We start from the raw sequence: 13,261 nt of genomic DNA on the forward strand, positions 1-13,261 counted from the left end.
TGGATAAAACAGCTAACCTTCAGCACATCCGTGCAACAGCACTCAGTAAGTCTTCTGCGGAAAAAGGTTTGCTTATGTAATCGTCCATCCCGGCTGCTTCACAGCGTTCTTTGTCACCCTTCATGGCATTAGCGGTAAGGGCAATGACCGGTACATTCAGGTATTTCTCGCCGGCGTCTCCGGCGCGAATACGCCGGGTTGTTTCAAATCCGTCCATTTCCGGCATGTGACAATCCATCAGGATCACATCAAAAGTCAGCTTCATTCTGTTCAACGCTTCCAGCGCTTCTTTACCGTTGCGGGCTGTCATGGTTTTATGCTGGCTCAGGTGTTCTCTGGCAATAAGCTGGTTTATTTCATTGTCTTCGACGATGAGAATTTTGGCGCAGAAGTCTTTAGCCGGAAGCAGAGGGGCAGGGGCCTTAGAGTCGTTGTGGCTTTGTGCCGGTTGTGTATCTTCAGCATTACCCTGAAGCATCACAAAGCTGAAACAGCTGCCACGGCCCTTCTCGCTGGTGACGGTTAAATCTCCGCCCATCAACTGACATAACTGCCTGCTGATGGATAACCCAAGCCCGGTACCACCAAATTTACGGGTTGTGGACACGTCTTCCTGGCTGAATACTTCAAAGATGCTGTCCAGATTCTCAGGTGCAATACCTATGCCGGTATCTTCGACATCTCCCCGTAACGCCCATTTCTGTTTGTCACCAACAGTCAGAGCAATGCGCAGAGTAATGGTACCTTCTGATGTAAATTTCACTGCATTGCTTAGCAGGTTACCCAGTACCTGTCGTAATCTTACCGGATCGCCGGTGACCATAGTCTGACCATTCAGATCGCTTTCCAGTTTCAGTGTCAGTCCTTTCTCACCACAACTGATACAGAACTGGTCGTAAATGGTTTTTATCAGCAGTTCCAGATTAAACGGAATGGCTTCAAGATTGAGCTGACCCGCCTCGATTTTCGAGAAATCGAGTATGTCGTCCACAATGTGCTGCAAGTTCTTAAGACTGTCCTTTGCCAAATCGACATAGCGTCTCTGTGTACTGTCCAGCGGTGTTTTATTCACCAGTTGCAGTGCACCTGATACACCATGCAGCGGGGTGCGGACTTCATGACTCATGCTGGCAAGGAAGCCGGATTTCAAACGGGCAGATTCTTCTGCCTTTAAGCGGGCGTCTTCAAGATACTGCCTTGTTCGCTCACGGTCTGTAACATCCTGAAAGAAAGCCACGAAATGCGTTAGCTTATCCTCAGTGTAGACGGGTGTCAGGATCAACTGGTTGTAGAAAACAGAACCGTCTTTCTTATGACAAATCAGCATTTCGTCAAAGGCATGACCATGTCGGAGGGCATATTTAATTTTATGCAGCTGACTTGTTTCAGCTTTCATCTGATTTAACATCAGGAACGTCTGGCCCATGACCTCATCTTCATCAAAGCCGGTGATCAGACTAAAATGAGGATTAACGTAGATGGCAGGGAAGCCCGCTTCCTGAGCATCGACAATGAGTATCGACACTGTGGCAGATTTCATGGCATGACTGATTACATTTATCTGATTTTCCAGCACCCGCCGCTGAGTCAGGTCATTGCCCACCAGAATACTGCCAACCTGCTTACGCTCATCGTCTATCAGAGGAAGCACCCGCCAGCTTAAAGTGACCGGCTTCTTGTCATTTAAAGAGGCATAATGGCCGGTAAGAGACTGTTTATCACCGGATAAGTCGCCTTTTATATCTCTGAGGGTGTTGTCTGACAAATCATAATAAAGGGCGTATCGCTTATAAGCACGGTTCGCCAGAATGTTGTCACCGGTTTCGTCCTGCACAACCAGGATCTCTTCCAGTGAATCCAGCACATTCGAAAATTGTTTGTTGGACAGGGAGATAGTAGATAAATTGATGATTAATTGATTGAACGCTGTCCGGATCTCGTTAAGTTCTGCAGGTTCATTTTCACTGCCGGTGCTGGTTCCTCCTTTCTTCCTGCTGGTACTGCGCTGAATATCATCGTGAAGCTGGCGCAGGGTCACTGCGCTCAGTTTTGCAGCATGACTGGATGCGTAAACACTCACGATCACTGCAAAGGCCAGGGTGATCAAAATTGCCGGAATTAACCAGAGTACATTAGAGTAAGCTTCCAGTGCCGGCGCCTGACTGATAAGAGTCAGTCCACGCCATTGCTCTGATTCAGACTCCCAACCGGAATAGGCTGCATGGTCAAATAGACTGCCTGGTCTGAACATCGCCGGTTTATTTGAATAAAGGATCTTCCCTTCATTGTCGAGAATTAACTGGCTTGCATCACTGTCCCGTTGATAAATTAATGCTTGCAGAGCCGGAATATGGAGTACCAGTGCACCTTCTGCTGAATCCGCAAGTAATACTGGTACCGCGATAATTGCGCCGTCACCGGAAATATTATTGTAAGGTTTCGATTCGTTCAGTACCGTTTCCTGCCACGCGCTGGCCATCGATGCCGGCACCTGACCTTCCCAGTTGTTTGTGATGAGCGGTTCACCATTAAACTGAAACAATCCGAGACTGAAAGATCGGGCACGGGTAAAGCGCAAAGACTCAAAAAAGATGGGCAGATAATTCTGCCGCTGCTGAATATCAATAAAACTGTTTATCAGCAGGTCGTTAGCCGCGATACCCTCCATTAGCTGTTGCGTGCTGTCGAGGGTGAATGTGAGATCTGCCTTAAGGTGTGAGATATAGGTTTGCTGTTCATTCGCCACCTGCTTCTGTACCACATAAAAAATACACAGGCACAAGATTATGCTGACAGCAATCAGTGCGACTAATAGCCGTGGGAGTATGGTTTGCTGCAGCTGGGTATACAGCGAGGGGCGGGTACTCACCGGATATCTGAAACCGGGATAAGGTGTCCGTCTTCGTTAAACATCGCCATAAAATAATCCTCCGCCATTAATGCATCATGCATATTTTCCGTAAACGCCGGCGCATATTGTTTCACTGCGCCTTGCAACACCGGCAAGTTCTCAAGGGCCTGACGAACAGCATCAGCTTCAACAGAGCCGGCTTTTTTCACTGCAGCAATCAAAATATGGACCAGATCATAGCTATGAGCAAGGCCCACAACAGCCGGAATTGCCTGTGGAGCAATATCGTCATAACGTTCGCGGTACGCTTTCAGTAAATAAGCAGAGCGGCTATTGTTCTGATATAAAAAGCTGAAAGTTTGAATGACAGACAAATCGAGTTTAGATAGATCTGTCAGGCCTATTTCCGCGACAAAATCCCCACCTGCCAGACCCCAGTGAGCAATTATCGGCATTTCTGCTGCTTCCAGTTTGAGCAGAGTTTTGCTGACAACAGCAGCTTCAGGCGCATTAGATACAAGAATAATAGCCCGTGCACCAGACTGGATAATCGCCGACATCTCATTAGTAAAATCTGTCTGCCGCCAGTTTATCCATTGTGTGCTCACGATTTTCAGGCCCTGTTTTTCAGCCGCTTTGGATAATGATGTTAAATTTGAACGACCCCAGCCTGTACGCTCAAGTACCAGGGCAATTTCTTTAACTCCCCGTTCTCTGGCTGTCTTTATCAGAACTTCCCCTGCCTGCTCATCACGGATGGAGACACGAAAAACGTTGTTTGGCGTGTAATGATTATCGACCAGTGATGTACCAGCGGCCCAGGGGCTCAGGAACAGCATATTGTTCTTATGCACAGCATCCAGCTCGGCCAGGGCTACCGGTGTGTGTACGCCACCAAAGATAGCCAGTAAATTCTGCCGCTTTGCCAGTTGTTCAACGTTATATACGCCGCGGGCCGGGTTACCACGGTGATCCGTTGTGACCAGTGAGAGCTGGTGACCAAGAACGCCGCCATTGTCGTTGACTTCTGAGATGGCAATTTCCATTCCCCGGCGTATCGCGGTTCCGCCTTCCACGGCAACAGCACTGAGATCGGCATCGAGTGCCAGTACCAGCTGCGCTTTTTCCTGTGCCACGGCCTCGCTGCCGGCACCTGTCAGAGTAAGCAGAAAGATTAATAGAAATCTGGTCATATTCAGTCACGGAAACGTAAAGGAAAACGGTTGTTTAAAAAGGGTTCGGGATTATATTAGTATTTGCATGTGATTCTGCAATTAGACAAAGGATGGTGGAATTTATCAGAATAAAAACTTGCACCTTTCAGGATAGAGACTTAGTTTTAACGTATAACAAATAAATCAAAATTAGCGTGCAAAATCATTATCCTCCTACCATTTTGGATGTCGAAGCCAGCGGATTCGGCAGCGGCAGTTTTCCCATCGAAATCGGTGTGAAGCGTTCTGATGGTGCGCGTTTTTGCCGTTTGATAAAACCCTATAAGAGATGGACGCACTGGAACAGCGAGGCCGAATCTTTACACGGCATAACCCGTGATGTGCTTTCCCAATACGGTATTGACGGCAGGGAAGTGTGCATTCAGCTCAATGCCTTCATGCAAAACAGTACCGCTTATTCGGACGGCTGGGTAGTGGATTATCCCTGGCTGATAAAACTCTATGCAGAAGCTGGTATAGAGATGAACTTTAAGCTGACAGCGCTGGAATACCTGTTATCTGAAAACCAGATGCAACACTGGCATGAAGTGAAACAGTCTCTGGTCAATCAGCAGTGTGTTAAACGCCATCGTGCCAGTGTAGATGCGGAGCTCATCCAGCAAACCTTCATGACTACAGCATCCATGCCGATGCCGGTACTGGCAAGATAATACGGACAAGGAACTTCAATGAAGCAGATTGGTATTATCGGTGGCATGAGCTGGGAATCATCGGCAACGTATTACCGCCTGATCAACAGCTATGTGAAGCAACGTCTGGGTGGGCTGCACAGCGCACGCATATTAATGAACAGCGTGGATTTCGCAGAGATTAGCCAGTGGCAGCATGAAAATAACTGGGATGCACTTACCCGGGCGATGGTTCAGGCAGCAAAACAACTGGAAGCCGGCGGCGCAGACGGCGTTGCTATTGCGACTAATACGATGCACAAAGTCGCTCCTGAAGTAGAAAAGGCGCTGAACATACCCTTACTCCATATTGCTGATGCGACAGCCAGTGTGTGCAGGCGCGGGGGTATAAATAAAGCAGCTCTGACAGGCACCCGGTTTACCATGGAACAGCCTTTTTACACTGAGCGCCTTCAAGACTTCGGGATCAATGTGCTGACGCCGGACATGGCCGGCCGGCAGGTCATTCATGACATCATTTATAATGAACTGTGCAAAGGCGAAACACGGGCATCCTCAAAAGAGATTTATCAGCAAATTATTGAGCAAATGGCAGCAGACGGTGCGCAGGCTGTCATTCTCGGCTGCACGGAAATTGGTATGTTGATAAAGGCCGGAGATGTCAGTATTCCGGTACTGGATACCACTGAAATTCATTGTGAAAGCATTGTGGATTTTATGCTGGGTTAACGCAGCCCGTTGTCTTAGTAAGGGTCAGAAATAGTACTGAACACCGAGCAACAATGAATTGATGTCTTTATCACTTACTTCCCTGTACTGGTACTCCACTGCCATTTTCACCGAATTTAATTCTCCGATTTGCCAGCCGACGCTGGCGGCGGTGCCTGCGTTGTAAGGCAGATAAAGCCAGTCAGAATAGGCGGCCTGTTGATCGTTACTGGTCTGCAGCGCTGCGAATATGCGTTGACTGGAGTCTTTTAACAGTGAGCGGCTGGCCGAGACCCTCACGGAGTCTACTGAGTGATACGTACTGATCTTGTCAACCCACTGGTCGTGATAAGGCAGCTCGCGGTTGTAGCGCACCCCAAATCGCCAGGCCGGCAGGCGCTGACTGCGAAATGAAATTTCAGACTGATAGGGGGAGGCAACGTATACTGGCTGACTTCTTTTCGTATCAGAAAGCACACTGCCGCCTGCATGACACAGCGTACTTAATAAAGTCAGACAACTCACTAGCCAGAAGTATTTCATGGCATGGTTCCTATGTGTGTGCCTGAGTCTGCAGCTCAGTTAGGGATTGATTATCGGGCAGGCAATGCGATTTATACTTAAGTGTAGTTGGTTTGGATGATTATCCCAGTGAGAAAATGTAATTATTTTTAAAATAATTTAAATTAAAAAAAGCGGCATGTGGGAACATGCCGCCTTCCTTTTATTTTTGTCTTTATACAGAGGCTTTAAGCGCTTCTGCTTTGTCTGTGGCTTCCCATGGGAATTCATCACGGCCGAAGTGGCCGTATGCAGCCGTTGGACGGTAAATCGGACGTTCCAGATCAAGCATCTTGATCAGGCCGTAAGGACGTAAGTCAAAGTGTTCACGTACCAGTGCCACCAGTGTTTTCTCATCAACCACACCTGTACCAAACGTTTCGATACTGATAGATGTTGGCTCTGCTACCCCGATAGCGTAAGACACCTGAATTTCACAACGCTTCGCCAGACCGGCTGCAACGATATTCTTCGCCACATAACGACCTGCGTATGCCGCCGAGCGGTCTACTTTTGATGGATCTTTACCGGAGAATGCACCTCCACCGTGACGGGCCATACCGCCGTAGGTATCTACAATAATTTTACGGCCAGTCAAACCACAGTCACCCATTGGTCCGCCGATAACAAAACGACCAGTCGGGTTAATGTGGAATTGAGTGTTTTTGGTCAGCCATTCCGAAGGCAGTACAGGCTTAATCACTTCTTCCATAACGGCTTCGCGAAGTTGCTCTGTGGTGACCTTTTCATTGTGCTGAGTAGACAGAACAACGGCATCAATACCCACCGGTTTGTCGTTCTCATAAATAAAAGTCACCTGACTTTTTGCATCAGGGCGCAGGAAATCAAGCTGACCGGACTTTCTCACTTCGGCCTGCTTTTGCACCAGGCGGTGTGCATAGGTGATCGGTGCCGGCATTAATACGTCAGTTTCGTCACTGGCATAGCCGAACATCAGACCCTGGTCACCGGCACCCTGTTCTTCAGGGCGGGCACGGTCAACACCCTGATTAATGTCAGGAGATTGCTTACCAATCGCATTCAGCACAGCACAGGAGTCAGCATCAAAGCCTACATCTGAGTGGTTGTAACCAATTTCTTTTACCGTCTGACGGGTCAATTCTTCAATATCGACCCAGGCGGATGTGGTGATCTCACCACCTACCAGTACCATACCGGTTTTTACATACGTTTCGCAGGCAACCCGTGCTTTGGGATCCTGTTCTAATATGGCGTCAAGCACAGCATCTGAAATCTGGTCGGCAATTTTATCCGGATGTCCTTCTGAGACTGATTCCGATGTGAATAAATGTGCGGCCATAAATCCTCCGTTATTTCTGGGTTAACCAATACATCACTATCATAAGCTTAAGTGACTGGCTGGTTGGGTATATTCGTTCGCCCCTGGGTATATTCTGTCGTCCCGGACGATGAACAGCATTGTACCGGGTTCGTATGAAAATACCATCTTTACTTCTGGACGTCTAAAAGTCTATTTGTTACGTTTCGTTGACAGTCCGGTTCGTTATTACGTGAGTAAGACGAAAAACGATTTCTGTCAGCAGAGAACCTGTTTTGCGCAACGACTATCCGAATAATTGTTATAAGTTAACTAAATTCGATAAGTGCACCCGGTATAAAACACATTGAACTGGTTATGCGCTTAGGTAAGAATAGTCGCCAGTTTGAAAATTCATAGTCGGCAGCAGGAATTCCTATCCGTTTCCGGATTAATCTCCGGGTTGTCAGTGTCAAAGTTTTAAGCAAATTATTAAAGGAGTTAGCATGCCAACTCGTCGTGAACTTGCCAACGCTATCCGCGCACTTAGCATGGATGCAGTTCAGCAAGCCAAATCAGGCCACCCGGGCGCCCCTATGGGTATGGCGGATATCGCACAGGTTTTGTGGTGCGATTATCTTTCTCATAACCCGTCTAATCCCAACTGGGCGAACCGCGACCGTTTTGTGCTTTCAAACGGTCACGGCTCTATGCTGCTTTATTCATTGCTGCATCTCACGGGTTATGATCTGCCGTTAGAAGAGCTGAAAAATTTCCGTCAGTTACATTCTAAAACCCCGGGTCACCCTGAATATGGCTATGCGCCGGGTGTTGAAACCACCACCGGTCCGCTGGGACAAGGGATCAGCAACGCCGTAGGTATGGCGCTGGCAGAGAAAGTGCTGGCTGCACAGTTTAATCAGGACGGCCACGATATCGTCGACCATTATACCTACACGTTCCTGGGTGACGGCTGCCTGATGGAAGGTATTTCTCATGAAGTATGCTCGTTAGCCGGCACATTAGGTCTTGGCAAGCTGGTAGCGTTCTACGATGACAACGGCATCTCTATCGACGGTGAAGTTGAGGGATGGTTCACCGACGATACCGTGAAGCGTTTCGAATCATACGGCTGGCATGTCATTGCCGGTGTTGATGGTCACAACCCTGATCAAATCCGTAAAGCGGTTGATGAAGCCCGCGCGAATACCACACAGCCTACACTAATCTGCTGCAAAACCATTATCGGTTTTGGTTCCCCTAACAAGCAAGGTAAAGAAGATTGTCACGGCGCTCCGCTGGGTGATGACGAAATTGCATTAACCCGCAAAGAACTTGGCTGGACCCACGGTGCCTTCGAAGTACCACAGGATATTTACGCTGAGTGGGATGGCAAAGAGAAGGGCAGTGCAGCAGAAGCGAACTGGAACGAAGCGTTTGCAGCCTATGAAAAAGCGTTCCCTGAACTGGCAGCAGAATTCAGCCGCCGTGTAAATGGTGATGTACCGGCTGACTTCGTTGAAAAAGCGGATGCTTACATTGCGAAACTGCAGGCTAATCCTGATGCTCCGGCAACCCGTAAAGCATCGCAGAATACACTGAATGCATTTGGTCCGTTACTGCCTGAATTGCTGGGCGGTTCTGCTGACCTTGCCGGTTCTAACCTGACAATCTGGTCAGGCTCAAAAGGCGTTGATGCGAAAGACGCGTCCGGTAACTACATCTACTACGGTGTGCGTGAGTTCGGTATGTCGGCAATGATGAACGGCATTACCCTGCATGGCGGTTTTAAAGCGTACGGCGCTACCTTCCTGATGTTTATGGAATATGCACGCAACGCAGTGCGTATGGCCGCGCTGATGAAAGCGCCGTCTATCTTTGTTTATACCCACGATTCTATTGGTCTGGGTGAAGATGGTCCTACGCACCAGCCGGTTGAGCAACTGGTGGCATTACGCTCTACGCCTAACCTTGACAACTGGCGGCCTTGTGACCAGGTTGAGTCTGCGGTTGCCTGGAAAGAAGCAATTTTACGTACCGAAGGTCCTACCACCTTAATTTTTACCCGTCAGGGGTTACCGCAGCAAGCGCGCTCTGCTGAGCAGGTTGCTGACATCGCTAAAGGTGGTTATATCCTGAAAGATACTGACGGTACACCAGATGTACTGCTAATCGGCACAGGCTCTGAAGTGCAACTGGCTGTCGCTGCCAGCGAGCAACTGGCTGAGAAGGGCGTTAAAGCCCGTGTGGTTTCTATGCCTTGTACTGATGCGTTTGACCGTCAGGATGCTGAATATCGTGAAGCAGTTCTGCCTTCAAGTGTTACTAAGCGAGTTGCAGTTGAAGCATTAGCGAAAGATTCCTGGTATAAATACACAGGTTTCGGCGGCGCAATTGTGGGCATGGACACCTTTGGTGAATCCGGTCCGGCAGGAGAACTGTTCAAACACTTCGGCATTACAACAGATGCCGTTGTTGAGGCAGCGTTGTCTTTATAATAGTTCGACAACAGGCGGTTTTTTATGGTCCGTGTAGCCATAAATGGGTTTGGCCGCATTGGTCGTAACGTACTGCGCGCCCTGTATGAAACAGGGCGCAATCAATTGATTAAAGTAGTTGCGATTAACGACCTGGCAGAACCTCAAGGCATAGCCCATCTGCTCAAATACGACACCACGCATGGTCGGTTCGGGTTTGATGTGGCGCTACAAGACGAACAGTTAATGGTGGCGGGTGACAGTATCCGCCTGTTGGCTGAACCTGATATTCACAACCTCCCCTGGGACACTCTGGGGGTGGATATTGTGCTCGAATGTACCGGTGTATTTTCTGACCGGCAGGCCGGTCAGGCCCACCTTGATGCCGGTGCCGGCAAAGTGCTCTTTTCACAGCCCGGCAGCACCGATTTAGACAACACCATCATTTTTGGCACCAACGAAGAATCGTTGTTACCTGAACACAAACTGGTATCTAACGGCTCGTGCACCACGAACTGTATTGTTCCTGTCATCCAGGCGCTGGATAATGCTTTCGGCGTATTAAGCGGCACTATCACTACCATACATGCGTCAATGCATGATCAGCAGGTGATTGATGCCTATAACAAAGATCTCCGTCGTGCCAGAGCTGCCAGTCAGTCTATCATTCCTGTCGACACCCGGTTGGCCGCCGGCATCGAACGTATTCTGCCAAAGTTTGCAGGTAAGTTTGAAGCCATTGCGGTGCGGGTACCCACAGTCAATGTGACGGCCATGGATTTAAGTGTCACGCTGGACACCGAAGTGAACATCACTGATGTGAACAGTGCACTGAAAAAAGCGCGTGAAGGGCGACTTTCCGGTATATTGGGTTATTCGGAAGCGCCGTTAGTCTCAGTAGATTTTAATCACGATCCTCATTCATGCATTGTTGATGGTACGCAAACCCGGGTAAGTCACCGTCAACTGGTGAAAACGCTGGTGTGGTGTGACAATGAATGGGGTTTTGCAAATCGAATGATTGATACCACGCTGGCTATGTACCAGTCGGGGTGTTGAGGAAATTAACTTCAGTTTTTAAGGGAAAACTATGGCAATTCCAAGCATGCAGGATTTAGCGCTGAACGGTCAGTGCGTGTTGATCCGTCAGGATCTCAACGTACCGGTAAAAGACGGTAAAGTTACGTCAGATGCGCGTATCAAAGCATCTATCCCTACAATCAAAGCTGCTCTGGAAGCCGGCGCAGCGGTAATGGTGATGTCTCACCTGGGTCGTCCTGAAGAAGGTAAATACGAAGAAGAATATTCACTGCAACCAGTCGTGGATTACTTAAATGGTGCACTGGACGTGTCAGTGTCGTTGGTTAAAGACTATCTGAACGGTGTTGATGTGAAGCCGGGCGAACTGGTTATTCTGGAAAACGTTCGTTTTAATAAAGGCGAAAAGAAAGACGACGAAACCCTGTCAAAACAATACGCTGCGTTGTGCGACATCTTTGTCATGGATGCATTCGGTACAGCTCACCGTGCCCAGGCGTCGACACATGGTGTCGCAAAATTTGCTCCGAAAGCGTGTGCTGGCCCGCTGCTTGCAGCTGAACTGGATGCATTGGGTAAAGCACTGGATAACCCTAAGCGTCCGATGGTTGCTATTGTGGGCGGTTCAAAGGTATCAACTAAGCTCACTGTGCTGAAAACGCTGGCAGAGAAAGTGGACCAGCTTATTGTTGGTGGTGGTATCGCCAATACGTTCATTGCTGCTCAGGGCCACAATGTTGGTAAATCACTGGTTGAAATGGATCTTGTAGATGAAGCGAAAGAGCTCATTGCACAGGCGCAGGCAAATGGCGGTGATATTCCGGTACCTACCGACGTAGTCACCGGTACTGAGTTCTCTGAGACCACGCCGGCCACATTAAAGGCAGTGGATCAAATCGGCGATGACGATATGGTGTTTGATATTGGTCCTGATTCGTCGGCGGCATTAGAAACAATTTTGAAAAATGCGGGCACAATTGTCTGGAACGGTCCTGTAGGTGTGTTTGAATTTGATCAATTCGCCGCAGGCACAAAAGCGTTAGCGCAGGCTATTGCAGACAGTGACGCATTCTCTATTGCAGGTGGCGGTGACACGTTAGCTGCAGTAGATAAGTATGATATCGCAGGTAAGATATCTTACATCTCTACCGGCGGTGGTGCTTTCCTTGAGTTCCTGGAAGGCAAAACCCTGCCAGCGGTCGCTGTTTTAGAAGAAAAAAACCAATAATAAAAACAGCGCTCGTGTAACGAAATTCGTTACTCAACTTGTCCGGCGAACAGTGACGTTTGCCGGCATTATTATAAACCCTACAGCCGTTTTTACACGCGGCACATAAAAAGGAGTGTTGCTCATGGCATCACAAGCGCAGCAGGCTATGCTGGATAAAATTAAAGTCCAAAAAGGTTTCATTGCAGCCCTCGATCAAAGCGGAGGCAGTACACCTAAAGCTCTGAAACTTTATGGGATCGATCCGTCTGCTTACAGCACAGACGAAGAAATGTTCGACATGGTACATGCCATGCGAACCCGCATTATTACCAGCGATGTGTTCAGTGGTGAACGCGTTCTGGGTGCCATTCTGTTTGAAAACACCCTCGACAGGGATATCGAAGGCATGCCTTCGGCAAAATTCCTGTGGGAGAAAAAGCGTGTGGTTCCTTTCCTCAAGGTAGACAAGGGACTTGAGGATGAGGCAAACGGTGTTCAACTGATGAAGCCTATTCCTACCCTGGATACCCTGCTTGCTAAAGCCGTGGCGCAGGACGTATTCGGTACCAAGATGCGTTCAGTGGTCAAGCTGGCTAATCATGAAGGTATCAAAGCCATCGTTGAGCAACAGTTTGAAGTGGGTAAGCAGATTCTGGCTGCAGGTCTTGTGCCTATCATCGAACCGGAAGTCGATATCAACAGCCCTGAGAAGGCGGAAGCAGAAGCATTGCTTAAACTGGAAATCATGACGCAGCTGAACCTGTTGAATGAAGGTCAGGAAGTGATGCTGAAACTTACCTTGCCAACTCAGGATAACTTCTACAATGAACTGGTTGATCATCCTAAAGTGATTAAAGTGGTGGCATTGTCAGGGGGTTATACCCGTGATGAAGCGAATGCTAAACTGGCAGAAAACCCGGGTATTATCGCCTCGTTCTCCCGCGCATTAACCGAGGGTGTAAGCGCTCAGCAGTCGCAGGAAGAGTTCGACAGTACGTTGGATGCTGCCATTGAGTCTATCTATCAGGCGTCAAAATCTTAATGCATATCAACAAACCGGTAAGATCCTGCTTACCGGTTTGCTTTCTTTTTCCTCACACACTTTGCTGTCTTTAAGTTCTGCTTTATACTTTATTAGTAGATTCTAATTTATATTCTGTCCGGGTGCAGTTTATTAATCATTTCATGCTACGAAATTGACAGATTGAAGCCGGCTGGACTATGGTTTCACATTGGCTAAAAATCCAACAAAGCGGCGCGAAGGCATGCGCCG

General features: G+C 48.4%; 10 protein-coding genes. 6 read left to right on the forward strand and 4 right to left on the reverse strand.

The features are described from left to right. Window positions 1-19: 19 nt before the first annotated feature. Together ACXAGR_RS21725 and ACXAGR_RS21730 are read right to left on the reverse strand one after the other, a co-directional pair. The gene (locus tag ACXAGR_RS21725) at window positions 20-2,869 is read right to left on the reverse strand and encodes an ATP-binding protein (protein ID WP_474844893.1); all 2,850 of its coding nucleotides are present in this window, start codon (window positions 2,867-2,869) and stop codon (window positions 20-22) included. Beyond that, window positions 2,866-4,044, reverse strand: coding sequence for an ABC transporter substrate-binding protein (locus ACXAGR_RS21730; protein WP_474852462.1), 1,179 nt, complete (start codon window positions 4,042-4,044; stop codon window positions 2,866-2,868). Before ACXAGR_RS21730 ends, ACXAGR_RS21725 begins: the two co-directional genes overlap by 4 nt. A gap of 176 nt (window positions 4,045-4,220) precedes the next feature. On the opposite strand from ACXAGR_RS21730, the gene ACXAGR_RS21735 reads away from it, so the two are divergent. Both ACXAGR_RS21735 and ACXAGR_RS21740 read left to right on the forward strand, forming a co-directional pair. Continuing rightward, the gene (locus ACXAGR_RS21735) at window positions 4,221-4,736 is read left to right on the forward strand and encodes a hypothetical protein (RefSeq protein ID WP_474844891.1); all 516 of its coding nucleotides are present in this window, start codon (window positions 4,221-4,223) and stop codon (window positions 4,734-4,736) included. Between the two features lie 18 nt (window positions 4,737-4,754). Beyond that, window positions 4,755-5,444, forward strand: a complete 690-nt coding sequence (locus ACXAGR_RS21740) for an aspartate/glutamate racemase family protein (protein ID WP_474844890.1) — start codon at window positions 4,755-4,757, stop codon at window positions 5,442-5,444. A 24-nt stretch (window positions 5,445-5,468) separates the two neighbouring features. Here the strand turns inward: ACXAGR_RS21740 and ACXAGR_RS21745 are convergent, their stop codons facing one another. Together ACXAGR_RS21745 and metK are read right to left on the reverse strand one after the other, a co-directional pair. Next, window positions 5,469-5,966 (reverse strand): hypothetical protein, encoded by a 498-nt coding sequence (locus tag ACXAGR_RS21745; protein ID WP_474844889.1) that lies wholly within the window; start codon window positions 5,964-5,966, stop codon window positions 5,469-5,471. A gap of 193 nt (window positions 5,967-6,159) precedes the next feature. Then, window positions 6,160-7,305 carry a methionine adenosyltransferase gene (metK, locus tag ACXAGR_RS21750; protein WP_119500228.1) on the reverse strand — a complete coding sequence of 382 codons (1,146 nt, stop codon included), beginning with the start codon at window positions 7,303-7,305 and terminating at the stop codon, window positions 6,160-6,162. 464 nt (window positions 7,306-7,769) lie between these two features. On the opposite strand from metK, the gene tkt reads away from it, so the two are divergent. The 4 genes from tkt (at window position 7,770) to ACXAGR_RS21770 (ending at window position 13,030) form a co-directional block, all read left to right on the forward strand. Next, window positions 7,770-9,761 carry a transketolase gene (gene tkt / locus ACXAGR_RS21755; RefSeq protein ID WP_474852464.1) on the forward strand — a complete coding sequence of 664 codons (1,992 nt, stop codon included), beginning with the start codon at window positions 7,770-7,772 and terminating at the stop codon, window positions 9,759-9,761. Between the two features lie 24 nt (window positions 9,762-9,785). Next, complete coding sequence (gene epd, locus ACXAGR_RS21760; protein ID WP_303573638.1) at window positions 9,786-10,799, forward strand: erythrose-4-phosphate dehydrogenase; 1,014 nt, start codon at window positions 9,786-9,788, stop codon at window positions 10,797-10,799. A gap of 31 nt (window positions 10,800-10,830) precedes the next feature. Then, the gene (locus tag ACXAGR_RS21765; protein WP_474852466.1) at window positions 10,831-12,006 is read left to right on the forward strand and encodes a phosphoglycerate kinase; all 1,176 of its coding nucleotides are present in this window, start codon (window positions 10,831-10,833) and stop codon (window positions 12,004-12,006) included. A gap of 124 nt (window positions 12,007-12,130) precedes the next feature. Beyond that, entirely contained in the window at window positions 12,131-13,030 is a 900-nt protein-coding gene (locus ACXAGR_RS21770; protein ID WP_474844886.1) for a fructose bisphosphate aldolase, read from the forward strand. Window positions 13,031-13,261: the final 231 nt, after the last annotated feature.

It is taken from the genome of Alteromonas sp. ABH4_457 (genome assembly GCF_056160625.1).